Origin of the sequence: Rhizobium sp. Leaf306, assembly GCF_001423425.1 — a bacterium.
In the GTDB taxonomy this organism is placed as follows: domain Bacteria; phylum Pseudomonadota; class Alphaproteobacteria; order Rhizobiales; family Rhizobiaceae; genus Neorhizobium; species Neorhizobium soli.
The window spans coordinates 780,990-807,028 of record NZ_LMNX01000001.1 but is presented as its reverse complement, the minus strand read 5'-3'; the positions used below and the strand labels follow the sequence as shown (position 1 = coordinate 807,028).

Below are 26,039 nucleotides of genomic sequence, written 5' to 3'. Positions count from 1 at the left end.
AATGCAGCGGAACATCTAGGCGGGTAGCCTTGCGTGAAGCTGGCTATCGCAGCCTCTCCGCCGTTTCGCACTTTCGATCAGCTTCACACAAGCAACCCCTGTTTGAATGCGCACGAAGGCCGGTTCAGGCCGCTCGGCGATTCCTCGATGGTAGGAGCCGCTTCATCTCAGGAGATCCATCGATGCAATCTGGTATTTATGTTGGCCTGTCGGCCCAAATGGCGCTTGAGCGGCGGTTGACGACCGTCGCGGACAACATGGCCAACATGAACACCGTCGGCTTCCGGGCGACCGAAGTAAAGTTCGACCAGATGCTCGCCAAAATCGACAACAACATCTCCGCGTCGGTCTCTTTCGTGTCGCAGGGCAACGACTACCTCTCCACGAGATCGGGAGAACTGCAGCAGACCGGCAACCCTCTCGACTTTGCGGTCAAGGGTGACGCATGGATGGCGATCGATACGCCGGCGGGCCAGGTCTTGACCCGTGACGGACGCTTCACCATGGCAGACACGGGCGAACTCCAGTCGATCCGGGGCTATCCGGTTCTCGATGCCGGAGGTGGCGCCATCCAGCTCGACCGCAACGGCGGCCCGCCCTCGGTCGGCACCGATGGCCGCATCATGCAGGACGGCAGGATTGTCGCTTCGCTGGGTCTCTTCCAGGCCGATCTTTCCAAGGGCTATCTGCGCTATGAAAACAGCGGCGTCCTGCCGTCGTCACCGGCACAGCCGGTCGTCGACAACAGCGACGTCGGCGTCATGCAGGGCTTTATCGAGCAGTCGAACGTCAACGGCATCGGCCAGATGACCGAGCTGATTTCGATCAGCCGCAATTTTGAAAGCATTTCCTCGCTTCTCAGCTCCACAGACAGCAGCTTCACCGAGGCCATCAAGACCTTGGGCGGTAGCCAGTAAGCCGGAAAACGATCCCTCATGACCGCAAGTCAGACAGTTCACGGCCCGGCAAACAAGCTCGATCTCTTGGCAGCCCTCGTTGGGCGCCACACCGGGCCGGCCTTTGCGTTTGCACCGGGCGGCGTGGTCACCGCAATTTCCGCGACCTATTACACCGTCAGCGGCCTTTCGAAACATGTCAGGCTGGGCGACTTCGTCGAGCATTGCAGCAGTGTTGGTACGCATCTCGGCCAGGTGATCAAAGTCGAGTCCGACCAGGTTCATATCTGCCCGATCGAACCGGGCGAGCCGATCGGCATCCGTGACAGTGTTCTGCGCATCGGTGAGTTCAAGGTCTCCCCGCATGACAGCTGGTGCGGTCGCGCCATCGATGCGCTGTGTCGGCCGATCGACGACCGCGGTCCGCTTGTGCAGGGCGATGTGGCGCGCTCGATCATGAGTACCGCGCCGCCATCCATGTCCCGCCGTCGCGTCGAGGAAGGTTTCCGTACCGGCGTCAAGGCGATCGATATCTTCACGCCGCTCTGCTTCGGCCAGCGTCTCGGCATTTTCGCAGGCTCCGGCGTCGGCAAGTCGACGCTCCTGTCGATGATGGCCGGCGCCGATGCGTTCGACCGCGTCGTGATTGCCCTCGTCGGGGAACGCGGCCGCGAGGTGCGCGAATTCATCGAAGACACGATGGGCGAGAACATGAAGAAATCCATCGCCGTGGTGGCCACGAGCGATGAAAGCCCGATGCTGCGCAAAATGGCGCCGCTGATCGCCATGACCATTGCCGAGCACTTTCGCGACAAGGGCGAAAACGTGCTGTTCATCGCAGACAGCGTGACGCGCTTTGCGCATGCGGTGCGTGAAGTCGCGATCGCCGGCGGCGAGTTGCCGATTTCGCGCGGCTATCCGGCGTCGGTGTTTACCGAACTGCCCAAACTGTTGGAACGGGCAGGGCCGGGCCTCGAAGACAGCGGCACGATCACCGCCATCATTTCCGTCCTCGTCGACGGCGATAACCACAACGATCCGGTCTCCGACTCCGCCCGCGGCATTCTCGACGGGCACATCGTGCTGGAGCGCGGTCTCGCCGACGAAGGTCGCTACCCGCCGATCAATCCCCTGTCGTCGATCTCGCGTCTCGCCCGAAAGGCCTGGACGCCCGACCAGGAGAAACTGGTCATGCGATTGAAAACACTGATGCATCGCTTCGAGGAAACCCGCGATCTGCGCTTGATCGGCGGCTACCGGCAAGGGACCGATGCCGATCTCGACATGGCGGTGAGGCAGGTGCCCGCGATCTATGAAGTGCTGAAGCAGACGCCCGGCGACAAGCGCGTTGCCGACGCCTACGCGGAGCTGGCCATCGCGCTGCGCAATGTCGCGGCCCAGGGCCAGATGCCGGCTCTCAAGAGGGGTTGATGAGGATTGGGGATGAAATTCACGCAACGGCAGAAACTGGCAAAACGCTTCAAGAAGAAGTCGGACGAAAAGACCACGGCGGCAGACATCACGCTGAAGGGCGGCACGTTGTTGCTCGCCGTCGCCGCCGCCATGTTCCCGTGGTACGTCTTCCTCAACGAAGATAAGTTCGGCGTCAACGTTTCGGGTTGGGAGCAACTGCGCGACCTGCGCAGCTTCCGTCAGCGCGACGTGGTCGAAGTGCCGCCGATGTCGGTGGCCCGCAGACCGCCCGAGGAACCGACCGACCTGCTTGTAACGGCAACAGTTCCCAAGGCGGGCTCGGCCGATGCGAAGGGCGAGGACACGGGCACTCAGCAGCCGTTCCCTGGACGCTCCAGCTTCCGTCTTCTTCACGTCGCCAACGGACGCGCGATGATCGAGGACGATCGGGGAATGTACATTGTTCAGACGGGTTCGGTCCTGCCGGACAACAGCCGCCTGGCCGCGCTTACCCAGAAGAACGGCAAATGGGTGATCGTCACCTCCACCGGAGAAATGTACGAGAGCGCCCAGTAAGCAACTGGCAGCACAGCAAAAAGCTTCGGCACGTCCGTACGCTGCCCATCAAAGCTGATCCAGCTTTGATGGGGTCAGTTCACCGGCGTCCGAGGCTTTTTATTGCGAAAATTTCAGAGCCGTGGCGCTGAAGAGGGCCGCCCTACCTAAAGAGGGTCGCGAGGCTCTGCAGATGGGTATTGGCCATGCCGAGGATCTGGGACGAAAGCTCCTGCTGGGCCTGATAGGCGCTGACCTTGGTCGACTCCGCCTCCATGTCCGCATCGATGAGGTGCGAGATGCTCTTGTCAAACACGTCCGCCAGGCTCGAAACGAAGCTCGACTGGGTATCGATCCGGTTCGACATCGTCCCAAGCGTTGAACCGAGCGTCGTCAGCTTCTGCTGAATGTAGTTCATGACGTTGATCATGTCGTCGATGTCTTCGGACGTCGTCTCGTCGGTCAGTTCGATCGGGGAACCATCCGTGGCGATCTCCGACCCTGCGTCCAACAGATAATACTGTTTGCCCGAGCCGGTTCCGTTCGAGGCAAGAGTACTCGGATCGATCGAGCTCGTAAGAAGCCCGCGGTTTGCATCGCCGGTATCGATCAGCGTGGAATTGCTTGCATCGAATGTCGCGTAGGACAGCGATACTGAACCCGACACACTGCGCTGGAAATAGGCCGGAACGGTCTTCGCGCCAGCGTCGGCCTCCGACGAGTTGTAAAGCCAGTTGTCACTCCCGAACGATGCGGATTTGATCAGTGACGAGAGGCTGGCCTTGAGATCGCTGATTGTGGCGTTGACGGCGCTCTGGTCGACACCGTCTTCCTTGGCGGTGGTCAGGTTGGCCACGATCTGGTCGGCAATATCGATCGACGATTCGACAGCGGAATAGGCGGCATCGACCTTTGCGGCGCCAAGACCGAGCGCATCGTTCACACTGCTCAGAATTTTCGTGTCCGACGTCATCGAATTTGCGACCGACCAGTAGCTCGCATTATCCGCCGGGGAATTGATCTTGTAGCCGCTGGAGGTACGCTTCTGTGCCTCTTCCAGCGAATCACTGGTGAACAGCAGAGTCTGCAACGCACTCTGGATATAGCTGACGGAGATAGCGTCGGACATCAGGCATGATCCTTGAAAACTAAGGGATTTTGCCAAAACATCTGGCTGCGATCGAATGGCTTCATGCCCGCCTGGTCGAAGACGCAGGCCCATCGCTTTTGCAGCAATTTGTAAGCTTATGTTTAACAGAAAGTTAATTAGGCCTCAACGGTCGACCCGCAAAACCTCGTGCAACGGGTCCGCACCCACGCAGCATTCATCTTGGATGCCGGGCTCGCCGCGGGTCTGCGGGCATCAGCACAAGTCCCACGCAAGTTTCTAATCTTACTCCTTTGTCGAGAAGACGGAGAAGACGTGATGCAACAGATCCAATTGTTTGAGCTTGCCTCCAGGCAGGCGGAGTGGCTGTCGATCCGGCAACAAGTCGTCAGCACCAACATCGCCAACGCGAATACACCGCAATACCGGGCACAGGACGTGACGCCGTTCCAATCGGTACTCGACGCCTCGAACATCCCGATGGCGCGCACCAATTCGGCCCATTTCGCCAGCGTCGGCCTCGGCTCGGACAATGTCGACGTCAGGGACGAAGATCTCAACAACGAGATCGGCAATCAGGAGTCGGGCAACACGGTTGCTGTTGCCAGCGAACTCTCCAAGAGCGGGGAGATCAAGCGCCAGTACGAGCTGAATACGCAGCTGGTGAAGGCGTTCCACAACATGATGTTGACCGCAGTCGGCAAGTGAGCCCAATGGATCCTTTATCAGCAGCCCTCAAGATTTCTGGCAGCGGCATGGAAGCGGAAGCGACCAGACTCCGCATCGTGTCGGAAAACATCGCCAACGCCCGCACCACCGGCGATACGCCGGGTGCCGATCCCTATCGCCGCAAGACGGTGACGTTCGGCGCCGAACTCGACCGGGCAACAGGGGTCAGGACCGTCGGCGTCCAGAAGATCGGTGTCGACAAGGGTGACTTCGTTGAAGAACTCGACCCCAGCAATCCGGCAGCGGACGCAAACGGCGTCGTCAAGATGCCGAACGTCAACATGCTGATCGAAATGGCAGACCTGCGTGAAGCAAACCGCAGCTACGAGGCAAATCTCCAGAGCATTCGCCAGTCCCGCGATCTGATCTCGGCGACCATCGATCTCTTGAAAGGTTAAAGATGATCAATCCTATTGAGGGCCTCGGCCTGTTCACAAAGCAGACCGACGGCGTCTCCGGCGACAATACGGCAGCAAATGTTCTCGGCACCGCGGTCAACGCGGCAACGACGGCCGTTGCAGGACCGGGCTTCGGTGATGTCCTGGGAAGCATGGCAACAGACGCGATCAACGCCGTCAAGGGCGGTGAAACTGCATCGTTTGCCGGCATCCAGGGTAAGGCGAACACGCGTGAAGTGGTCGATGCCGTTCTCCAGGCCGAACAGGCGCTGAAGACGGCAACGGCGTTCCGCGACAAGATCGTGTCCGCCTACCTCGACATCACCAAGATGCAGATCTAGAGACTGGAGCAGAGACCATGAGAGCACTAGCAATTGCCGCTACCGGCATGGATGCGCAGCAGACCAATCTCGAAGTCATCGCAAACAACATCGCCAACATCAACACGACCGGCTTCAAGCGGTCGCGTGCCGAGTTTACCGACCTTCTCTATCAGACCGAGCGCGCTTCGGGCGTCGCCAACCGCGCCGATCAGTCCGCTGTGCCGGAAGGTGCCAATATCGGTCTCGGTGTTCAGACGCAGTCCGTCCGCAAGCTCCACATCCAGGGCGAAATCACCCAGACGAGCAACGATCTCGACATGGCGATCGTCGGGCGTGGTTGGTTCATGGTCGAAGGCACCAACGGTGAGACCCTATACACCCGCGCCGGGTCCTTCAACAAGGATGCCAACGGAAGACTGGTGACTGCCGACGGTTACGGTGTCATCCCGCAAATCACCATTCCGACTGACGCGACGTCGGTCAGCGTCAGCGAAGACGGGATCGTCAATGCGACGATCGGGACATCGACGACCCCGACGGAACTCGGCCAGATCACTCTGACCAACTTCGTCAACGATGCCGGTCTGAAGCCTTTGGGCGACAACCTGTTTTCTGAAACGGCGGCATCCGGGCAGCCGGTGGTCGCCAACCCGCAGGAGACTGGCTTCGGCTACCTCAAGCAGGGCTATCTCGAGAACTCCAACGTCGATTCAGTCAAGGAGATCACCGATCTGATCTCCGCTCAGCGTGCGTATGAAATGAACTCGAAGGTGATCACCACCGCCGACGAGATGGCGCAGATCGTCAGCCAGAACCTCAAGTAGCGGAAGATAGAAGGCGGACCGAGCATGATGCTTTGGCAAGAGAACGTCCGGAAAACCGGTCGGGCAAGCAGCTGGAAAACCGGAATGAAGACCTGGCTGGCCGGGGCGCTTTTGAGCGCGCTCATCCTGCCGGGGGCGGCATTCGCGGAGCCGCGCAATGCCGTCGTGCCCAGCACCACGATCTATCCGGGCGATACGATCGGCGAGGCGTTCGTCAGCGAGGTGGCCGTCACCAATCCGAATATCGCGCCGGGCTATGCCAGTTCGCTGGATCAGGTGGTCGGCAAGGTCACGCGCAAGACGCTGCTTGCCGGCCGCACCATTCCTTTGAACGTTCTCCGCGATCCTTTCACGGTCAAGCGCGGCACAAGTGTCAGGCTTACCTTCTCGTCGCAGCGCATGGTCATCGCTGCCCGCGGCGCGCCCATGGACGATGCGATGACAGGCGAGGTCATCAAGGTCAGGAACCTCGATACGGGCGTCATGGTCAACGGCACGGTGATGGCGGACGGCAGCGTCGAGGTGGTTCAGAAATGAGTATGGTCCGGAAACTGATGATTGCGGCGATCGCGGTCATCACGATGCTGCCCGTCACCGATGCCACGGCCACGTCGTCCCGCATCAAGGATATCGCTTCGCTGCAGTCCGGTCGCGAGAACCAGTTGATCGGCTATGGCCTGGTCGTGGGTCTGCAGGGAACCGGCGACAGCCTGCGTTCGTCTCCGTTCACCGATCAGTCGCTGCGCGCCATGCTGCAGAACCTCGGCATCTCGACGCAGGGCGGTCAGTCCAGCGCCAAGAACATTGCTGCGGTCATGGTCACCGCCAATCTTCCCTCGTTTGCAAGCCCCGGCAGCCGCATCGACGTCAATGTCAGCTCGCTCGGCGACGCCACCTCGTTGCGGGGCGGCACGCTGATCATGACATCGCTCACCGGTGCCGACGGACAGATCTATGCCGTCGCGCAAGGATCGGTGATCGTCTCCGGCTTCAATGCACAGGGTGCTGCTGCGACACTGACCGAAGGCGTCACCACAGCCGGTCGTGTGCCGTCGGGAGCGATCATCGAGCGCGAGCTTCCGTCCAAGTTCAAGGATTCGGTCAATCTGGTGCTGCAGCTTCGCAACCCGGATTTCTCGACATCGGTTCGTATCGCCGATGTCGTCAACGCCTATGCCCGCCGCACCTTCGGCGATCCGATCGCCGAAGCGCGCGACAGCCAGGAAGTGGTTGTCCAGAAACCGCGCTCAGCCGACCTGACCCGCCTGATGGGCGACATCGAAAATCTCGTGGTCCAGACCGACGCCCCCGCACGCGTGGTGATCAACGAGCGCACCGGTACGATCGTTATCGGCGCCGATGTCCGGGTCGCCCGGGTTGCGGTCAGCTACGGCACGTTGACTGTTCAGGTCACCGAGACGCCGCAGGTCATCCAGCCCGAACCGTTCTCAAGGGGCGAAACGGCGGTGCAGCCGCAGACCGATATCATGGCCGAAAAGACCGGCGGACCGATTGCCGTCATCGACGGACCTGATCTGAAGACGCTGGTCGCCGGCCTGAACAATATCGGCGTCAAGCCGGACGGCATCATCTCGATCCTCCAGGCGATAAAGTCTGCCGGAGCCCTGCAAGCGGAGCTCGTTCTGCAATGACCAACACAGTTTCAAGCAGGTTCCCGGTTCTCGCCACTCGCAGCTCGGTCTATCTGATCGCCGCCGCTCTCTCGCTCTGCCTCCTACCGGGCGCCCGCGCGCAGCAGCAGCCGCAGCTTCTCGGCGCCGCACAGGAAGCCGGTGGCAGCCAGCAGGAAGTCCAGCAGTTCTGCGGCAACATCGTCGATTCGGCCCGCGACCAGCGTTATCTCCTGCAGAAGCAGGAACTGGAAAAGCTGCAGGGCGACATCAACACGCGCATCACCGAGCTCGAAAATCGGCGCGCCGAATATCAGGACTGGCTGAAGAAACGCAACGCGTTCCTGGCCAGCGCCAAGGCCAGTCTGGTCGAAATCTACAAGACGGCAAAGGCTGACGAAGTCGCGCCGCAGTTCGACCAGATGAACATCAACATTGCAGCCGCCATCATCATGCAGCTGCCACCGCGGCAATCGGGACTGATCCTTGCCGAAATGGACGCCCAGAAGGCTGCCATGGTCGCAATGATCATGGCGAGCGCCGCAGACCCCAATACCTCCAAGGACCCGTCATGAAAAAGCAACTCACGGCTCTTCTTGCGATGACATCGCTGATCGCCGGATGTCAGAACGGGCAGATGACGACCATCAAGGAAATCGGCAATGCGCCGGCCATGAGCCCGATCGGCAGCGGCCTGCAATATGGCCAGACGCAGCAGATGTCGATGTATCCGAAGCAGCCGCGCCACATGGCGAGCGGCTTCTCGCTGTGGAGCGACAGCCAGGGCGCCCTGTTCAAGGATGCCCGCGCGCTGAACGTCGGCGACATCCTGACGGTCAATATCTCGATGAACGACAAGGCGAGCTTCGACAACGAGACGGATCGCAGCCGCAAGAATTCCAAGACCACCAACTGGCAGGCCGCCGCGGAAATTCTTGGCTGGAAGCCGGAGGCAGATTCGACGGCGGGCTTTGATTCCGACAGCCAGTCGAACGGCAAGGGCTCCATCAGCCGCGCCGAGAAGCTGACGCTTCTCGTGGCCGCGGTCGTCACCGGCGTTCTCGAAAACGGAAATCTCATCATCAGCGGCTCGCAGGAAGTGCGCGTCAACCATGAGATCCGCATCCTCAACGTTGCCGGCATCGTGCGGCCCCAAGACGTCAATGCCGAGAACACGATATCCTATGAGAAGATTGCCGAAGCACGCATCTCCTACGGCGGCCGCGGTCGCCTGATGGAAGTCCAGCAGCCGCCGGTCGGCCAGCAGATCAGCGACATCTTCTCGCCGATCTGACCGGGCGCGAATCGATGTCCCTCACTACTAGCGGAGTTTAGCCACCATGACCGACGCCAGCCTCACGGCGGATCAACCAGCGAAGAAAAAGTCTTCCCTGGTGATGACTGCGGCGGCCGTACTGGGACTGACGGTCGTCGGCGTGGGCGGAGGCTGGGTTGTCGGCAAGATGATCGTCCCGTCGCCGGTCGTGGAGGAGGCACCTGCCGCCGGTCATGGCGCAGCCGCGGCTCCTGCCGGGGGAGGGGAACACGGCGCCGCTGCCGGTGTGAGCCACGTCCGGCCGCTGGAGCCGATCATTGCCAACCTCGCCTATCCTTCGGACAGCATGGTCCGCCTCGAGGTTTCGTTAATATTCGGTGAAAACATCGATGAAGCGGTGGCGGCTTCCATTCAGGAAGATATACTCGCCTATATGCGGACCTTGTCGCTGCAGCAAATTCAGGGGCCACGCGGCTTCGGTTATCTCCGAGATGACCTGAAGGAACGCGCCAAGCTGAGGTCTCAGGGCAAGGTTGCTGATCTGGTGTTCAGGACTTTCATCATCGAATGATTCGTTTTTTAGCCGTTCTTGCTCTCTTCGCTGCGTTACCCGACGCGGCGAATGCGCAACAGTCTGCCCTGGACATGCTGAACCTGCCGGTCGACGGCTCGGTTTCCGCCTGGATCATCCGCACCTTCGGCCTGCTGACGGTTCTATCCATCGCGCCCGGCATCCTGATCATGGTGACGAGCTTCCCGCGCTTCATCATCGCCTTCTCGATCTTGCGGTCCGGCATGGGCCTGTCGACCACACCGTCCAACATGATCCTGACCAGCATGGCGTTGTTCATGACCTTCTACGTCATGGCGCCGACGATGGACCGTGCCTGGCAGGATGGCGCACAGCCGCTTTTGCAGAACCAGATCAACGAGGCCGAAGCGATACAGCGGATCGCCCAGCCGTTTCGCGAATTCATGATCGCCAATGTCCGCGACAAGGATGTGGCGCTGTTCGTCGACATCGCCCGGGAACGCGGCCAGACGGTCACGCTCGGCGCGCAGACGGATTACCGCGTGCTGATCCCGGCATTCATGCTGTCGGAAATCCGCCGCGGCTTCGAAATCGGCTTTCTCATCGTCCTGCCATTCCTCGTCATCGACATGATCGTTGCCAGCATCACGATGGCGATGGGCATGATGATGCTGCCGCCAACCTCGATCTCGCTGCCGTTCAAGATCCTTTTCTTCGTCCTTATCGACGGCTGGAACCTTCTCGTCGGCTCGCTGGTGAGATCGTTCTCGTAAGGCACGGCGCCTTCTCCAAGGCGAAGTTTTATTCCCGGACAACGAGACGAAAAAAGGCCGCGCATTGAGCGCGGCCTTTCTTTCGTATGTTGAACCAAACGCGTCTTACTGGAAGAGCGTGAGGATGTTTTCCGAGCTGGAATTCGCGATCGACAGCGACTGGACAGCGAGCTGCTGCTGCGTCTGCAGGGCAGACAGCTTGGCAGACTCTTCTTCCATGTCGGCGTCTACGAGACGGCTGATGCCCTCATCGATGGCGTCCGAAAGCTGGTTGGAATAGTCTGTCTGGAGATCGATACGTGTAGTCAGAGCACCGAGAGCGGCGCCGCCGATGGTCATCGTGGCGAGAGCATCTTCAACCGTGGTGAGCATCGCCGCGATTTCAGTTTCGTCAGCGATCGTGGACAGATCGATGTCCATGACCTCGCCGAGGATGCCGTCGGTGCCGACGCCGCCGGTAACGTCGTCGAACAGTGCAAAGGTGGAGATGCTGTAGGTGGCGGACGTTACCTTGACGGTGCCGTCGTCACTACGGACGAAGCCGTCTACGACCGTACCGTCGGTCTGGTCGCCGGTGACCATCCAGTTCTCGCCGCTGAAGGATGCACCCTGCGCGATCGACGACAGCTGTTCCTGCAGCTTGTCGATTTCGAGCTGGATCTGTTCCTTGTCGGTCGAGGTTTCCGTTGCCGTAACGAGCTTGGACTTGATCTCGTTGACGACGTCGATGGCACTTTCCATCGCGGCGTAGGCAGTGTCGACCTTTGCAGCGCCAACGCCAAGTGCGTCGGTAGCGGCATTGAGCGCCTTCTGGTCGGAATTCATTGTGGTGGAGATCGACCAGTAAGCAACGTTGTCGGATGCTTTGCTGACCTTGTAGCCGGAAGAAACGCGGTCCTGAGTGTCTTCCAGGCCCTTGTTGATGCTGCTGAGCGTCTGGAGTGCAGCATTGGCTGCGCTGTTGGTAAGGATACTCGTCATGTTACTAAACCCCTAGGCAAAACAAAAAAGAGGGGACATTCCGGAAGCACCGGAAAGCGGCCTGAGTGCATCATGCCAGTCGGAAAATACTCACTCATTCCGGCCCGCCGCTTAGATGAGCTTAGATAACAGCATTAACGTTAATGAAGTCCGAAGGTAGACGGTCTTTGACGAGAAAAAAGATCTTTCTTTACCATGGCCGGATCGAAGGTACGAAAAAAGCCCCGGGGATGACCCGGGGCTTTCCTTGAACAAACCAGACGTGAAGGCTGGTCTTCTTACTGGAACAGCGAGAGCACGTTCTGCGAAGAGGAGTTAGCGATCGACAGCGACTGGATGGCGAGCTGCTGCTGGGTCTGCAGGGCAGACAGCTTGGCAGATTCTTCTTCCATGTCGGCGTCGACCAGGCGGCTTACGCCTTCTTCGATCGCGTCAGAAAGCTGGCCGGAATATTCCGACTGCAGGTCGATACGGGTGGTCAGAGCACCAAGTGCGCCGCCAGCGATCGTCATGCTGGAAAGAGCCGTTTCAACGGTTTCGAGGTAGGTCGCGATTTCCGCGTCCGTCGTCGCGTCCGTGAGGTCTGCGGTTTCCATCAGGTCGCCGAGGATGCCGCCCGTGCCGACGCCAGCGTCAACAGACTCGAACAATGCATTGTTGGTGATGTCGTAGGTTGCCGTCGTAACCTTGACCGCACCTTCGGAGTCGCGAACGAAGCCGTCGACAACGCTTGCAGTTGTCTGGTCGCCCTGGACGATCCAGTTTTCACCGCTGAACGAAGCGCCTTCGGCGATCGAGGACAGCTGTTCTTTCAGCTTGCCGACTTCGAGCTGGATCTGAGCCTTGTCGGTCGAGCTTTCCGAAGCGGTAACAAGCTTAGCCTTGATTTCGTTGACGACGTCGATGGCGCTTTCCATGGCGGCATAGGCGGTATCAACCTTGGCAGCGCCAACGCCCAGAGCGTCGGAAGCAGCGTTGAGGGCGCCCTTGTCGGAATTCATCGTGGTCGAGATCGACCAGTAGGCAACGTTATCCGAAGCCTTGCTCACCTTGTAGCCGGTCGAAACGCTGTTCTGCGTCTGCTCCAGGCTCTTGTTGATGGTGCTCAGTGTCTGAAGAGCGGACGAAGCAGAAGAATTAAAGTTGATGCTAGTCATGGATTGTCCCCTTGGACTCTATACAAAAAAGGAGGACATACCGGGTTCGGTAGTGTCACCGGCAAATGACGGCCCGGCTTCATGCCTCTTGTTCCTTACCGGATCCAAGCCCGTCATCTAGGCTGCAATTTCGCAGCCATTCCTTGCCAAGGTATTAAATCTGGTGGCATTGCTAAAACAGCTTCCAGCGTGGTTAATGACTTCAAAACAAAAGCAAATTCATGCCATTGCAGGTTGGTTCAGAAGGCTGTCCGAAGGTGGAACGCGCTGCGGCGTCGAAGCCGCGTTGCAGCTGCGGTGCAACGATGGGATCCTTTCCACCTCTATCCTGCGAGCAGACCGTGGAGGCAGTCATTCAGGGTCCCATAAAACCTACCGCCCATTAATCTTCGTTCGCGAAAGCTAAAAATGTTCCAGCCCGCGTTAACTTTTGTTCCCGCTTTAACCCTCCATTAACCATAAGATGATTTTCTGTGTCCATCGCAACGGCGAGCCGAATGCAAGGGCGCGGCAGGCATGAAGCTGATCGTCGTTACCGGAACACCCGGGATGCCCTCCCATCCAATGCCATAAGGGGCAGTTTTAATGACCAGCATCTTGACCAACAACGCCGCAAACTCTGCACTTCAGACGTTGAGGGGTATCAACGATAGCCTGGAGCAGGCGCAGAGCCGTGTATCCTCGGGCTATCGCGTATCCGAGGCCTCCGACAACGTTGCCTACTGGTCGATCTCGACCACGATGGGTTCCGACAAGGACGCTTTGGTGGCTGCGACCGACGCTCTGGGAGTTGGTGCTGCAAAGGTCGATACGGCCTACGCCGCCATGGAAAGCGCTATCGACGTCGTCAACGAAATCAAGTCGAAGATCGTCACCGCGAACGAAAATTCGACCGACAAGGCACAGATCCAGCTTGAAATCACCAAGCTGCAGGAACAGCTGTCCTCGATCGCCCAAGGTGCTTCGTTCAGCGGTGAGAACTGGATGGTTGCAGAAGACGGCGCCGAGCCAGAATCGGTCGTCGACGGCTTTATCCGCAACGACGACGGTACGGTCGAAGTCACGACGGCATCCTATGACGTTTCAACCAACGCCATGTTCGAAGTTATCACTGACGGTGTCGGCTCGGGCGGTCTCCTCGGCGATGTCATGGACATTGCGCTGACGGCCGACACCACGGACACAGAACTCGCAGAATATCTCGACAATGTCGAACTGGCTCTCTCCAGCCTTACGGATGCAGGTGCTGCCCTCGGCGCGCTGACCACCCGTATCGACCTTCAGACCAGCTATGCCGGAACTCTGACGGATGCGATCGAAGAAGGCATCAGCCGCCTCGTCGATGCCGACATGGAAGAAGAGTCTGCCAGACTGTCTGCTCTGCAGACGCAGCAGCAGCTGGCCGTCCAGTCGCTGTCGATTGCAAACTCCAGCTCCGAAAACATTCTTACGCTCTTCCAGCAGTAAGATTGAACATACCAGCGAAATTATGCCGGCCGCGCTTTCGAGCGCGGCCGATTGCATTTGCGGTACGGCTCTTGCGGCGTAGGTGTCAGGTATCTTGGTGTCGTCGCACCTTGTCGTTCAGGTTCACGAGGACTGCATCATCCTCGCACAAGTTTAACTTCCTAATTTCTGATCTATTCCCATGGCGAACTCCGCCGCCCCGGCGATCGGGCGCGGGCCGGAGGCCGGTGTGGAGCATCACAGAACGGGCGATGCGTGAGACGTTGCGGCCTTATTCCGCAAACGACGTTGATGGAGTGCGTTGATGAATTCCCCACTTGCGCGGTATCTCAGAGATTTCGGCGCCGAGGCTGCGCTGCTTGCGGCCCCGATAGAAACGCCCTCTCACTTTGCGTCGCCCGCCGAGATGCCGGCGCTGGAAAGCTTTGCGCAGACGGTAGAAGTCGATCTCGAGGCCGAGCGTCGCGAAGCCTATGATGAAGGTCATCTTGCGGCGACCCAATCCTTGACGGCGCAGCATGCCGAAGAGCTCGAGGCGCTGAAGGAACAGCATGCGCAGGAGATCGAACAGCAGCGCCTCCAGTTCGAGGACGGGTTGGCCGACTATCTCTCGAAGGCTCTTCCGGATCTCGCGTCACGGGTCTCTGCCGAACTGTCCGAGGCGACGGCCCGCGTTCTGTCTCCCTTGCTCAAAGAACAGGTGATGCGCGGCGCTATCAACGAGCTTGTCGAGGAGCTGAAACCGACGCTCGCCAAGGAAATTCTGGAGCAGATTACGGTCTTCGGACCGGTGCATCTCTGCGATCTTCTCAAAGCCCAGCTAGAGGAGAAAGGCGATGCGGTGTCTTTCGTCCACACAGACGACACCGACATCCGCGTCGAGATCGGTGATTCGCTTCTCGTGACGCGCCTTTCTGCCTTTGCCGCCGACCTTGAGAGGGTGCTGGCATGAGCGAAGCTGAGAACCATCATCACGGCAAAAACGAAATCATCATCATCAAGCGTCACCGCGGCGATCACGACAGCCATCACGGCGGTGCGTGGAAGATTGCGTTCGCCGACTTCATGACCGCCATGATGGCCTTCTTTCTCGTCATGTGGCTGGTCAACGCCGCCAATGAGGAAACGAAGGCATCGCTCGCGAGCTATTTCAATCCCGTGCCGCTGTCCGACGACACGCCCGCATCCAAGGGCATCAAGAAGCCGTCGGATCAGGCCAAGGGCGAAGATTCCGACAAGAAGTCCACCGTGGAGAACGACAAGACGGGCGGCGGCAAGGCAGGCATGGATGGCGAGTCCATTTCCGCCTCTGGCGACGACATGACCTTTTCCGAAGCAGCTCTGTTCCAGAATCCCTATTCCGTGCTTGCCAGCATCGCTCAGGAAGTAGGCCAACAGGCCAATGTCAGCACGAAGGGCGAGGGCGGCGCGAGCGATTCCGGTCCGTCCACCGGTGCGGATGGCGGAGAAGCCTATCGCGATCCTTTCGATCCGGATTTCTGGAGCAAGCAGCTCGACACACCGGCGCAAGCCAAGCTTGCTTCGGACACGAGTCTGCCGGGCGAGCAGGCGAGCGCCTTTTCCCAGCCGCCCGCGGTGGAAACTGTCCCAGTATCGGTAAAGCCGGATGCCGTCTCAGCGCCCAATGCTTCCGATGCATCGGTCAAGAAGGCAAAGGCTGAACTCGACGCCGCCGGGCAGGACAAGGCCGAAGAGCTTCAGAAGGAAATTCAGGCGCAGGTCGCCGGGATTGCCGGCAAGCTGGCCGAGGGCATCGTGGTGCAGCCGGCCGAAGGCGGCACGCTGATCACGATCTCGGACGAAGCAAATACCGCGATGTTCAATGTCGGATCCGCATTGCCCGGCAAGGAGCTCGTGCTCGCCATGGAAAAGATCGGCAAACTCCTGGCCGCGCGTCCAGGGTCGGTGATCATTCGTGGCCACACGGACGGACGGCCCTTCAAGGGACGCACCGGAGACAATTGGAGCCTGTCAATGTCCCGCGCGCATGCGGCCTATTACATGCTCGTGCGGGGCGGCTTGAACGAGGAGAGGGTAAAGCAGGTCTCTGGATTTGCCGACCGGCGACTTCAAAACGTCGATGATCCGATGAGCGGCGCCAACCGCCGTATCGAAATCCTGCTGGGCAACGGATAAATCGAGATGATGCGTTCGCGCGATCGCCATAACTTGCTGCGCTCACTGGTCGCCGGGGTTTTTCTCGCCGCTGCGGGCAACGCCGTGGCCAGTGAGGATCTTGAGCCATACAAGATGATCCGCTCCCTGCAATATCTGCAGGACGCGATCGTCGCGGGCGATCATTCCGCCAACGAAATGCAGCGCTTCCTTCTCAAGACACTCGACCAGCGGCTACGCACGGCATCACCTGATGTGTTCAAGGATCCCCGCAACGTCGATGCGGTTTTCGTATTCGCCATGAGTGGCGGCAATCCGCAGACGCTGGATTTTCTTGCGGCACGCGATGTCGACGGTGAATTCGATGGCCGGTTGGCGCGCGTTCTCCGTCGCTATTTCCAGGGGCAGGGCCTGACGGCGGTCGCTGCATTCGAGGGGTTGGTCAAGGAGTATGGCACAAGCCCGGTTGGCCCCTATCTGGCGCTCGTCGCCGGCAACATCACGGCGAATGCCGACCCCGCCAAGGCGATCGGCTATTTCGATCAGGTTCGGCTGCTCGCACCCGGGACCAATCTGGAAGAGGCAGCGCTCAGACGGTCGCTCGCCGTGATCCTACAGACGGAGCCGGGCAGGGGCTTCGATCTGGCGGCGAAATACGTCCGTCGTTTTCTCTATTCTCCCTATGCCAGCCAGTTTATCGACATGTTCGTGCAACTTGCCACTGACGATGACGGCAAGGGTGACCGGAGCCGCTGGACCGACGTCGTCTCAATGATGGACGATCCGCGCGCGCACGAATTCTACCTCCGGGTATCCAGGCGCGCCTTGCTCGCGGGCAACAAGGATCTGGCTCGCTTTGCGGCATTGAACGCGGAACGTCTCTCCCCCAGTCCCGGTTCGGAGAACAATGCGATCGGGCAGCTGTATGGCGATCTTGCCAGCATTTCGTCCAGTAACGTTGTGGAAGCGGCAAAGAGTCTGTCGCAGATCCCCGATGGCGCGCTTTCCGAACGCGACAGGAACCTGCGTGCAGCGGCGCAAAAGGTCGTCGAACAGATCCTGATGGCACCCGAAACCTCGAGCGTATCGGCAGAGCCGGTGGTGATGCCCGCGGGCGAAGCGGGTCAGGCTGCGACGGCGTCCGCCACCATTCCTTCGGCGCCGGCACCGACCACCTCTGTGGCCAAGCCCGCAGCAAAGACCGAGAATCCGGAAATGGAGGCAAGCCTCCAGACCTATGTAGAGCAGAACAGAATGAAGCTGAAGCAGATCGACGACCTGCTCAGCGATGAGGCATATGAATGACGAACGTAGCAGGCGCTTCGGTTAAGGCAGTATCAGACGGGCAGGTCGGGACTCTTTTCGGAAAGGCATCGCCGCAGAACGGCGAAGCCGGCGAATTTGCCCAGGTGCTGACAGACGCGGACGCCGATGCCGGGAAATCGACAGAGAACGGCACGGCGGTTGCCGAGGACGGATCCGGGACGGGAAAGATTTCGCTCGGCAGTTCCCGCTTCAAGACGCTTACCGACCTGACGTCGCTTGCCGCAAACTTCAAGCCGACGGAACCTGCGGATACCGCTGCTCCATCCGCTGCAACGCTTGTCCAGGCTGCAGCCGAGCTTCCGGTCGCAGCCCCGCAGGTGGACGTGCCGCACCCGGTCGCCCAGCCGGTTCCGGCGCCGTCTGTAGACGAGGCGGTCAAAGAAGAGCTCGTCGGACAAGCCTTGCCGGAAGAGATTCCGGGTCAGGACCAGAGTGACAGCCTCAACCAAACAGGCAACATCAAACAGACCGGTAGCCCGGACAAGGCCGGCGGCCAGATCGACGTTACCCAGATGGTTGCTACTGCAACCAAGCGCGTCACGACTGTTGCTGGCGACGATGGAAAGGCGAAGATCGCCGATGTGCTTTCGAAGGACGTGCCGGACGATGAAAGCCAAGGAGCGGCCCTCGCGACCGCTGTGCCAGATTCAACGGCTGCACTCTCAACAGCGGCACTGCTCAATCTGACGGCCAGCGTCGAGACCGGTAACCCGGCCCAGTCCGCGGATATAGCCGCACTGTCGGCCATGATCTCCGTGACCGAGACGGGGATGTCGAACGATAAGACGGACGCCAGCATGCCGTCCGACGACACGGATGCTGCCACGTCGTTCGATTTCCTCGATACGGGCGAGGCAGAACCCCAGACAGACGTTAAATCCTACCGCTTCCAGAAAGCCGGAGATGCGATTGCGGCTGTCAGCCTGTCGATCGTCACAGGCGCGGACGGCGGATCCGACCTGCAGGACAGCCTTCCAGGCACAGCCAACACCGAAACCGTCACGGTTCTCGACTCGCGGCGCTATCTCGGCTTTGGCGTCGGCGAAAATGCCAGCAATCTTTTGAGTGCCGCCTCCAGCAACAGGGAATGGACCGCGGCCATGCAGCCGTCTTCCGCGCTGACCGATCCGACCCGCACATCCGGCACCGGCAGCGTGGTCAATACGCTCAAGCTCCAGCTGACGCCCGACAATCTCGGTACCGTGACCGCGCATATGCGACTGGTGGGAGATCAGCTGAGCATCCATCTTACCGTCCACAGCAGCATGGCCTATCGCGAGCTCAGCGACGACAGCAAGCCGATGCTCGATGCCTTGCGGGCCCAGGGCTTCAACGTCGACCAGGTGACCGTCAGCATGGCGCCGTCGACCGACAGCTCGAACTCGTCTGCAGACCAGCAGCAGGGCGGCAGCGGCGCCCAGACACAGCAGCAGCTCGCCCGTGACGGCGAGGCAGCCCGCCAGCAGGGACAGGCTCAGGGTGGCCGCTCCAACGACAGCAATCGCAACGACATGGAGAAGCGCAATGAGACTGTCGTTGAAACTGACATCGGCAGCACTGGCACTGGCGACATTTACCTGTAGCGCGGTCGAAACCCGCGCCTGGCAGCTCTACGCCACCCAGCAGCCTCCTCAGCAGGCAGACGTGCCCAACGCCGCGCAGCCGGGGACGCAGAAGCGCGCCGGCGCGCCGCAGCGGCGCGATCAGGCCCGAACCGCCCAGCCAGGGACTGGCCAGGCTGGAAACGGCAAGATCACCTCGGAACAGGTCAGCATCTGCGAGGCCCAGATCCAGGCCGCAGCGCGCAAATACGGCGTCCCTGAAGGCATCCTCTACTCGGTGGGGCTGACAGAAACCGGACGCAAGGGATCGCTCAGTCCCTATGCGCTGAATATCGAAGGCAAGGCCTATTTCGCGTCGTCTGTGCAGGAGGCGATGCAGCTCTTTACCCAGGCGAAGAGCACGGGCGCCAAGCTGATCGATCTCGGCTGCATGCAGATCAATCACCACTTCCATGGCGAGGAGTTTGCCTCGGTTCCGGACATGCTCGACCCGAGAAAGAACGTCGAATATGCGGCGCTATTTCTAAAACGGCTGCACGACAAGCACGAGACATGGACGATGGCAGTCGCCAGATATCATGCCGGTCCCAACAACAATCCGGCGCAGCAGCGCTATGTGTGCCGGGTGATCGCCAATCTTGTTGCCACCGATTTCGGAAAATGGACGCGGAACGCGACGAATTTTTGCGGTCCGAGCGCAACCTGAAATAGCAATTAGTGAAATCTAATATCTGTTTACGGCTGCCGGTGAGAGAATGCGTTCAAACTGCGTTTTCAAGTGAGCATTTTCTCAAAAATTAATTTTCCACCGCGCATTATGCGGAGGCCACCCTTTTTCCACTAGATCTAGTACCAAATCGGCGCAACATGGTTAATCAATTATTAGCAAGCCCCTGTTACTTCCTCTAGTTGCCCAGATTCCTGACGATTCGTATCACTCTCTCACTGAGATGCGATATTGATTCGGAGGCGGACGAATGATCGTAGTGGTTGATGAACGAGAAATAGTGAAAGACGGTTACACGTCTTTGTTTGGGCGCGAAGGCGTTCCTTCTACCGGGTTTGATCCGGAAGAATTTACAGATTGGGTGAATTCGGCAGCGGAAGCCGATATTGCTGCAATCGAGGCGTTTTTGATTGGTCAGGGCGACCTGATTCATGATTTGCCACGGGCAATCCGTGGACGCAGCAGTGCACCGGTAATCGCTGTCAGCGATCAGCCGTCCCTGGAATCCACGCTTGCGCTTTTCGACTGCGGTGTCGACGATGTTGTGCGCAAGCCGGTTCATCCAAGGGAAATTCTGGCACGGGCAGCGGCTATCCGCCGCCGCCTGAACGCGGTTGCCAATCACACCGACATCGGCGCGATCCGGGTTTTCTCCGATGGCCGCGATCCGGAAGTCGAAGGCGAAGCGTTTGCACTTCCACGGCGCGAACGCCGCATCCTGGAATACTTGATTGCCAATCGCGGCCGTCGGGTTTCCAAGTCGCAGATCTTCAACGCCATCTACGGTGTGTTCGACGAGGACGTCGAAGAGAATGTGGTCGAAAGCCACATCAGCAAGCTTCGCAAGAAGCTTCGCAAGAAACTGGGCTTCGATCCCATCGATTCGAAGCGGTTCCTAGGATACTGCATCGACTGGAAATAACACTGAAAATGGCACCCAAATATGAGGTGCCATTTTTTTTGCGTGCTCGATTTGTCATTTTTGTCAGACAGATAGGGCCCTCGACTTCGACGCAGATCAGCGCTCGATGCCAGCACGCAGACAGCTTCACGCAAGGCCCATCCCCTAAAGTCATAAGCCTAAGTGCAACGAGGATTGCTATGAGCCTTTTCGGAACTATGAAAACCGCCGTATCGGGCATGAATGCGCAGGCAAACCGCTTGGGCACCGTTGGCGATAACATTGCTAACTCGTCAACGACTGCCTACAAAAAGTCGTCCACGCAGTTTGCGTCGCTAGTGCTGCCATCGACGGCCGGCTCATACAATTCCGGTGGTGTCGAAACCAGCGTGAAGTATTCGATTTCTGAGCAGGGTGCTCTCGAATACACCACGTCAGGATCCGATCTTGCCATCCAGGGCGACGGATTTTTCGTCGTACAGAATTCAGCGGGCGAGACCTTTCTGACCCGTTCCGGCGATTTTACGCCGAACGAGCAGGGCAACCTGGTCAACTCTGCCGGCTATACGCTCCTCGGTTACTCCTACGATTCCGGAACCCCGACGACCGTCGTCAACAGCTATGACGGCCTGGTCCCGATCAATGTCGGCGGCTCGGAACTGAGTGCGGTTGCGTCGACCTCCGGGTCGCTCTCCGGCAACCTCAACAGCGCGTCCGATGTCGTCGCCGCAGACCTGCCGTCCGACAACACCGAAGATGTCGACGTCGACATGGACAGCACGCTGAAGACGTCGCTGACCAGCTACGACAGCCTCGGCAACCCGATCGTCTACGACTTCTATTTCTCGAAGACGGCTGCAGGCGAATGGCAGCTCAGCGTCTATAACGCAGCTGACGCAAGCACGACCGGCACCGGCAGCTTCCCTTATGGCGGTGATGGCGAACTCGCCAACCTGTCGCTCGCGTTCAATTCGTCCGGCAAGCTTGAAACAGTTGATGGTGCCGAGGAGCTTTCTGTCACGGTCAACGGGATCAAGTTCGATCTCGCCGGCATGACGCAGCTGTCGGCCAAGTCGAACATCTCGAGCGGCAGCGTCAACGGCAGCGCGCCGAGCTCCATCTCCAGCGTCAAGATCGAATCTGACGGCACGATCAACGCGGTCTATGCGGACGGTTCGTCGAAGTCGCTGTACCAGATCGCCATGGCGACGGTCGAAAGCCCCGACAACCTCGAAGTCTCCTCCGGCAACGTCTACCGCACGACGAGCAGCTCCGGCGTGGTCACCCTCGGCTTTGCCGGCTCCAGTGGATTTGGCGAGATCGTTTCGGGCGCGCTCGAAACCTCCAACGTCGATCTGGCCAACGAACTGACCGAGATGATCGAAGCGCAGCGCAGCTATAGCGCCAATTCCAAAGTGTTCCAGACCGGTTCCGATCTGATGGACGTACTGATTAATCTGGTCCGGTAGTTTCAGGAGTTAAGCGATGTCACTCGCATCGGCACTGAGTACGACAAAGAATATCTTGAACAACACCGCCACGCAGACGGGGGTGTTGTCGACAAACGTTCAAAACGTCGGGAACAGCGATTACAACCGCCGTTCCGCCGCGACTGTCACGAACGCCTATACCGGTGCCACGACCGTTCAGACAGCGCGGACGGAAGACGCCGCGCTGCTGAAGCAGACACTCTCGTCTACGGCCGACGATGCGGGACAGCAGACATTGCTGGCCGGACTGGAATCCGTCTACACAATCATGGGCGGGGACGGGTATTCGCTTGCTCCGTCCACGGCACTGTCCGAACTGCGGGACGCGCTGCAGACCTACGCGGCGACCCCCGGAGACGTGACGCTGGCTTCGGCTGCGGTCAACTCGGCGGTCGATGTTGCGACGGCTCTCAATACCAGCACCACCGAAGTGCAGCAGCTTCGGGCTGGCACCGACGCCCAGATTTCCGGCCAGGTTGACAAGCTCAATAAGCTGCTTGCGCAGTTCGAGCAGGCCAACAAGGCGGTTGTGACGGCGGCTGCGGCCGGCACCGACGGCAACAATGCTCTCGATACCCGCGAAAGCCTGCTCAAGCAGATTTCCGGCATCGTCGGCATCAGCACCGCGACGCGCGACAACAACGACATGTCGATCTATACGAATGGCGGCATCACGCTGTTCGAAAGCACGGCACGGCCTGTAACGTTCGATTCGACTGCGGGTTACGATGCAACGACGGTCGGTGGCGCAGTCTATATCGACGGCGTGGAGCTGAAGGCCGGCCAGAGCAGCGACACGACGGCGCAAGGGTCGCTTCAGGCACTCGTCCAGCTGCGTGACGAGGTCTATCCAACGTACCAGGACCAGCTCGACGAAATTGCCCGCGGCCTGATTTCCCTGTTTTCCGAAACAGATGGCGCAAGCCAGATCGCCGGTCTTTTCACGACGACCACAGGCGACGAAGTCGATTTCGAAACGGCTGAGATCATCACCGGCCTGGCTGGGATCATCACGGTCAATGCCGAGGCGGTCGCCGACCCCACCAAGCTCAGGGACGGCTCGATTTCGGGCGCCAGTGTCAACACCGAGAGCGCGAGCGGCTTTTCCACGTTGCTCAGCGAATATGTCTCGGGCTTCGAGACTTCCATGGAATTTGATCCTGCCGCCAAGATCGGCGACAAGGCCACATTGCTGGATTACTCAACGGATTCAGTCGGCTGGGTCGAGGAATACCGGAGCGGAGCCACAAATGCTGCGGAAACCACGACGGCCATGCTGTCGCGTTCAACCGAGGCCTATTCCAACGCAACGGGCGTCAATCTCGATGAGGAACTGATCCTCCTCCTCGATGTCGAACAATCCTACAAGGCGGCCTCAAAGCTCTTGTCGACCATCGACGAGATGCTGGCGGCGCTGATGGAGGCTGCGAACTAAGTCATGAAGACGACATCCATCTCAACCCTGTCCGTCAGCCAGACAATGCAGCTGACCGTACAGAACTCGCAGACCGAGATCGCCAAGCTGCAGAAGGAATCGGTCAACGGTACCTATGCGGATACGGGTCTGGAACTCGGTACGCGGACGTCTGCAAGCCTCGATTACGGCCGCGAGTCATCACGGCTGCAGGCAATCATCGATTCCAATTCGCTGACCAATCAGCGAATGGATTCCTCGCAGCTTGCGATGGAGCAGATGTCCGACTCCGGCCAGACGCTGCTGGATTCGCTGGTCGCGCTCTCCGGCAGCAGCGACAAGACGAGCTTGCAGGTTTCTGCCGATACGGCGACGTCCGTGCTCGAGAATTTCGTCAGCTACGCAAACGTCTCGGTCAATGGCGAGTATCTGTTTTCCGGCATCAACACCGATGCCGCGCCTCTGGACGACAGCTTCATCACCGACCTGAAGGACGACTTCAACACGCAGTTTTCGAGCTTCATGTCGGCCAACGGTATCTCCAGCGCATCGGATATATCGTCCAGCCAGATGGCGACCTTCCTCGAGGACTATACGTCGTCCTTCGACTGGTCCGGCTGGACAAACGCGTCCGACACCAAAATGACCGGTCGTGTCAGCACGTCTGAGACCGTCACCACTTCGACGAGCCTGAATGCCGATGGCTTCAAGAACCTCGTTCTCGGCAGCCTGATCACGTCCCAGTTGGCGACGGCCGGCCTGTCCGCCGATGCACTGAACAAGGTCAACGCGACCGTTACCAATCTTGCCGGCCTATCGGTGTCCGGCATCGATGCTGAGCGCTCTTCCATGGGTCTTTCCCAGGAGCGCGTCGAAAAGGCCAATACCGCCATGTCGGCGCAAATGGATATCATCAACACCCAACTGACAGATCTCGTCGGCGTGGATACTTATGATGCTTCGGTGCGTCTCAACACGTTGTTGACGCAAGTAGAGACCTCATACACCATCACCTCCAAGATCCAGGGACTGAGCCTCGTCAACTATCTATAATGGGTAGTTGCCCCGCGGCATTTGGTTTGCAACATGAAGGAAGCAAGCATGTTCCAGTTTGCGTATGCCGAGGTAATCAAGGATGACCTCGCAAGCGCTAGAGAGAGAGAACGCCAGGTTCTGGCCCGCTCCATTGAGCTCCTCTCTGCAGTCCCGAACAAATCGCATTATGGACGCGAGGCCGTCGAGGCCATCCATTATACGCGCAGGGTCTGGACCCGGTTTATCGAAGACCTCAACCAGCCCGACAACGAGCTCGGCATCGAGCTGCGCGCAAAGCTGATCTCCATCGCCCTTTGGATACTGAAGGAATGCGAACGCATTCGTAAAAAGCAGTCCGACAATTACCAGGGCATTATCGACGTGACTACCATCATCAGGGATGGCCTAAGATGAAAAGCACACTGCGTATCTCGCTGAAGTCCGGCGAAAAGATCTTCATCAACGGCGCAGTCCTGCGTGTTGATCGCAAGGTTTCTCTCGAATTCCTCAACAACGTCACGTTCCTGCTGGAAAACCATGTTCTCCAGCCCGAAGATACGACGACCCCGCTTCGTCAGCTGTACTTCATCGCACAGATGATGCTGATCAATCCGGAAGGCAAGGACCAGGCCGTGACCATGTTCCGCCGGTCGGTCATGATGCTGCTCGCATGCTTCCGCAATCCGGAAATCATCGACGAGCTCAAGCAGATCGATGCGCTTGTCGCCTCCGATCGCGCTTTTGAAGCACTGAAGGCAATCCGCGCGCTCTATCCTGTCGAAGAGCGCATCCTGAACAGCAAGGAAGTCGCGCCGGCTGCTATCGCCGGTCTGCGCAAGGAGATGGGGCTATGGCAGTAGATACGGTATCGTCCGCAACCTCGACGACTGCAACCAGTTCGTCGAAGGCTTCATCCGCTGCGGCAAGCGCTTCGCTCGATTACGACGCTTTCCTGCAGCTTCTGATCGCCCAGATGCAGAACCAGGATCCGACCGATCCGCTGGATGCCAGCGAACAGATCTCGCAGCTTGCAACCTTCTCGCAGGTCGAACAGTCGATCCAGACGAACACCAACCTGGAAAGCCTGATCGCACAGTCGTCGCTGTCGAACGCCTCGTCCTATATCGGCAAGACGATCACCAGCAGTGATGGCAAGACCAGCGGTGTGGTCGAATCGATCGAAGTCACGTCCGACGGTCTGGTTGCAACGACCGATGCTGGCAAGGAGATCACGATCGGAGACGGCATCACGATATCTGCGACGAAGTCCTCGGAGTCCTGATCCGACTGAATTCCTGAAATTGCAGGCGAGCCTGCGGTTTTGCCGGGGGCAGTACCGGTCGCTCAATTGCATTGGCGGTCGGTGGCTGTCATCATCCGCATGC

At 59.2% G+C, this 26,039-nt stretch carries 29 protein-coding genes; 26 read left to right on the top strand and 3 right to left on the bottom strand.

Annotated features, from left to right (window positions below; genetic code table 11):
- The first annotated feature begins 182 nt into the window (after positions 1-182).
- Genes flgF through ASG19_RS03815 form a run of 3 tightly spaced genes read left to right on the top strand, consistent with a single transcriptional unit; the run spans position 183 to position 2,885 of the window.
- Complete coding sequence (gene flgF / locus ASG19_RS03825; RefSeq protein WP_062453816.1) at positions 183-917, top strand: flagellar basal-body rod protein FlgF; 735 nt, start codon at positions 183-185, stop codon at positions 915-917.
- Between the two features lie 18 nt (positions 918-935).
- Positions 936-2,327, top strand: a complete 1,392-nt coding sequence (gene fliI / locus ASG19_RS03820) for a flagellar protein export ATPase FliI (RefSeq protein WP_062453815.1) — start codon at positions 936-938, stop codon at positions 2,325-2,327.
- Positions 2,328-2,339: 12 nt separating this feature from the next.
- Positions 2,340-2,885 (top strand): hypothetical protein, encoded by a 546-nt coding sequence (locus tag ASG19_RS03815; RefSeq protein ID WP_062453814.1) that lies wholly within the window; start codon positions 2,340-2,342, stop codon positions 2,883-2,885.
- Between the two features lie 142 nt (positions 2,886-3,027).
- Here the strand turns inward: ASG19_RS03815 and ASG19_RS03810 are convergent, their stop codons facing one another.
- The gene (locus ASG19_RS03810) at positions 3,028-3,993 is read right to left on the bottom strand and encodes a flagellin (RefSeq protein WP_062453813.1); all 966 of its coding nucleotides are present in this window, start codon (positions 3,991-3,993) and stop codon (positions 3,028-3,030) included.
- A 297-nt stretch (positions 3,994-4,290) separates the two neighbouring features.
- Here ASG19_RS03810 and flgB point away from each other — a divergent pair, with 297 nt between their 5' ends.
- The 10 genes from flgB (at position 4,291) to fliP (ending at position 10,458) form a co-directional block, all read left to right on the top strand.
- Positions 4,291-4,680: a flagellar basal body rod protein FlgB gene (flgB, locus tag ASG19_RS03805; RefSeq protein ID WP_062453812.1), complete on the top strand. Its 390-nt coding sequence runs from the start codon at positions 4,291-4,293 to the stop codon at positions 4,678-4,680.
- Positions 4,681-4,685: 5 nt separating this feature from the next.
- A complete protein-coding gene (gene flgC, locus ASG19_RS03800) occupies positions 4,686-5,099 on the top strand; it encodes a flagellar basal body rod protein FlgC (RefSeq protein ID WP_062453811.1) in 414 nt (137 codons plus the stop codon).
- Positions 5,100-5,101: 2 nt separating this feature from the next.
- Positions 5,102-5,440 carry a flagellar hook-basal body complex protein FliE gene (locus ASG19_RS24600; RefSeq protein WP_062453810.1) on the top strand — a complete coding sequence of 113 codons (339 nt, stop codon included), beginning with the start codon at positions 5,102-5,104 and terminating at the stop codon, positions 5,438-5,440.
- Positions 5,441-5,457: 17 nt separating this feature from the next.
- Positions 5,458-6,246, top strand: a complete 789-nt coding sequence (flgG, locus tag ASG19_RS03790) for a flagellar basal-body rod protein FlgG (protein WP_062453809.1) — start codon at positions 5,458-5,460, stop codon at positions 6,244-6,246.
- Between the two features lie 84 nt (positions 6,247-6,330).
- Complete coding sequence (gene flgA / locus ASG19_RS03785; protein ID WP_244473995.1) at positions 6,331-6,783, top strand: flagellar basal body P-ring formation chaperone FlgA; 453 nt, start codon at positions 6,331-6,333, stop codon at positions 6,781-6,783.
- Positions 6,780-7,898: a flagellar basal body P-ring protein FlgI gene (locus tag ASG19_RS03780; protein WP_062453808.1), complete on the top strand. Its 1,119-nt coding sequence runs from the start codon at positions 6,780-6,782 to the stop codon at positions 7,896-7,898. Before flgA ends, ASG19_RS03780 begins: the two co-directional genes overlap by 4 nt.
- Positions 7,895-8,452, top strand: a complete 558-nt coding sequence (locus tag ASG19_RS03775; RefSeq protein ID WP_062453807.1) for a MotE family protein — start codon at positions 7,895-7,897, stop codon at positions 8,450-8,452. The genes ASG19_RS03780 and ASG19_RS03775 overlap by 4 nt, the downstream gene beginning before the upstream one ends.
- Positions 8,449-9,171, top strand: a complete 723-nt coding sequence (gene flgH, locus ASG19_RS03770; RefSeq protein ID WP_062453806.1) for a flagellar basal body L-ring protein FlgH — start codon at positions 8,449-8,451, stop codon at positions 9,169-9,171. The genes ASG19_RS03775 and flgH overlap by 4 nt, the downstream gene beginning before the upstream one ends.
- Before the next feature lie 46 nt (positions 9,172-9,217).
- The gene (locus ASG19_RS03765) at positions 9,218-9,724 is read left to right on the top strand and encodes a flagellar basal body-associated FliL family protein (protein WP_062453805.1); all 507 of its coding nucleotides are present in this window, start codon (positions 9,218-9,220) and stop codon (positions 9,722-9,724) included.
- Positions 9,721-10,458, top strand: coding sequence for a flagellar type III secretion system pore protein FliP (fliP, locus tag ASG19_RS03760; protein WP_062453804.1), 738 nt, complete (start codon positions 9,721-9,723; stop codon positions 10,456-10,458). The genes ASG19_RS03765 and fliP overlap by 4 nt, the downstream gene beginning before the upstream one ends.
- Before the next feature lie 105 nt (positions 10,459-10,563).
- On the opposite strand, the gene ASG19_RS03755 is transcribed toward fliP, so the two are convergent.
- Both ASG19_RS03755 and ASG19_RS03750 read right to left on the bottom strand, forming a co-directional pair.
- Positions 10,564-11,439: a flagellin gene (locus ASG19_RS03755; RefSeq protein ID WP_062453803.1), complete on the bottom strand. Its 876-nt coding sequence runs from the start codon at positions 11,437-11,439 to the stop codon at positions 10,564-10,566.
- Positions 11,440-11,717: 278 nt separating this feature from the next.
- Positions 11,718-12,596, bottom strand: coding sequence for a flagellin (locus tag ASG19_RS03750; RefSeq protein ID WP_062453802.1), 879 nt, complete (start codon positions 12,594-12,596; stop codon positions 11,718-11,720).
- Between the two features lie 585 nt (positions 12,597-13,181).
- On the opposite strand from ASG19_RS03750, the gene ASG19_RS03745 reads away from it, so the two are divergent.
- The 13 genes from ASG19_RS03745 (at position 13,182) to flgD (ending at position 25,936) form a co-directional block, all read left to right on the top strand.
- Complete coding sequence (locus ASG19_RS03745) at positions 13,182-14,063, top strand: flagellin (protein ID WP_062453801.1); 882 nt, start codon at positions 13,182-13,184, stop codon at positions 14,061-14,063.
- 304 nt (positions 14,064-14,367) lie between these two features.
- Complete coding sequence (locus tag ASG19_RS03740; protein WP_062453800.1) at positions 14,368-15,015, top strand: hypothetical protein; 648 nt, start codon at positions 14,368-14,370, stop codon at positions 15,013-15,015.
- Complete coding sequence (locus ASG19_RS03735; RefSeq protein ID WP_062453799.1) at positions 15,012-16,220, top strand: MotB family protein; 1,209 nt, start codon at positions 15,012-15,014, stop codon at positions 16,218-16,220. Before ASG19_RS03740 ends, ASG19_RS03735 begins: the two co-directional genes overlap by 4 nt.
- 6 nt (positions 16,221-16,226) lie before the next feature.
- Positions 16,227-17,504 carry a chemotaxis protein gene (locus ASG19_RS03730; RefSeq protein WP_062453798.1) on the top strand — a complete coding sequence of 426 codons (1,278 nt, stop codon included), beginning with the start codon at positions 16,227-16,229 and terminating at the stop codon, positions 17,502-17,504.
- Positions 17,501-19,108, top strand: coding sequence for a flagellar hook-length control protein FliK (locus tag ASG19_RS03725; RefSeq protein WP_062453797.1), 1,608 nt, complete (start codon positions 17,501-17,503; stop codon positions 19,106-19,108). Before ASG19_RS03730 ends, ASG19_RS03725 begins: the two co-directional genes overlap by 4 nt.
- Before the next feature lie 169 nt (positions 19,109-19,277).
- Complete coding sequence (locus tag ASG19_RS03720) at positions 19,278-19,793, top strand: transglycosylase SLT domain-containing protein (protein ID WP_062454870.1); 516 nt, start codon at positions 19,278-19,280, stop codon at positions 19,791-19,793.
- 271 nt (positions 19,794-20,064) lie between these two features.
- A complete protein-coding gene (locus tag ASG19_RS03715) occupies positions 20,065-20,736 on the top strand; it encodes a winged helix-turn-helix domain-containing protein (protein WP_062453796.1) in 672 nt (223 codons plus the stop codon).
- Positions 20,737-20,915: 179 nt separating this feature from the next.
- Entirely contained in the window at positions 20,916-22,184 is a 1,269-nt protein-coding gene (locus ASG19_RS03710) for a flagellar hook protein FlgE (RefSeq protein ID WP_062453795.1), read from the top strand.
- Between the two features lie 16 nt (positions 22,185-22,200).
- Positions 22,201-23,640, top strand: a complete 1,440-nt coding sequence (flgK, locus tag ASG19_RS03705) for a flagellar hook-associated protein FlgK (RefSeq protein WP_062453794.1) — start codon at positions 22,201-22,203, stop codon at positions 23,638-23,640.
- Positions 23,641-23,643: 3 nt separating this feature from the next.
- On the top strand, positions 23,644-24,672 hold the full coding sequence (locus ASG19_RS03700) for a flagellar hook-associated family protein (RefSeq protein ID WP_062453793.1): 1,029 nt from the start codon (positions 23,644-23,646) through the stop codon (positions 24,670-24,672).
- Between the two features lie 48 nt (positions 24,673-24,720).
- Positions 24,721-25,068, top strand: coding sequence for a flagellar biosynthesis regulator FlaF (flaF, locus tag ASG19_RS03695; protein WP_062453792.1), 348 nt, complete (start codon positions 24,721-24,723; stop codon positions 25,066-25,068).
- The gene (gene flbT / locus ASG19_RS03690; protein ID WP_062453791.1) at positions 25,065-25,514 is read left to right on the top strand and encodes a flagellar biosynthesis repressor FlbT; all 450 of its coding nucleotides are present in this window, start codon (positions 25,065-25,067) and stop codon (positions 25,512-25,514) included. Before flaF ends, flbT begins: the two co-directional genes overlap by 4 nt.
- Positions 25,505-25,936 (top strand): flagellar hook assembly protein FlgD, encoded by a 432-nt coding sequence (gene flgD / locus ASG19_RS03685; protein ID WP_062453790.1) that lies wholly within the window; start codon positions 25,505-25,507, stop codon positions 25,934-25,936. Before flbT ends, flgD begins: the two co-directional genes overlap by 10 nt.
- Positions 25,937-26,039: the final 103 nt, after the last annotated feature.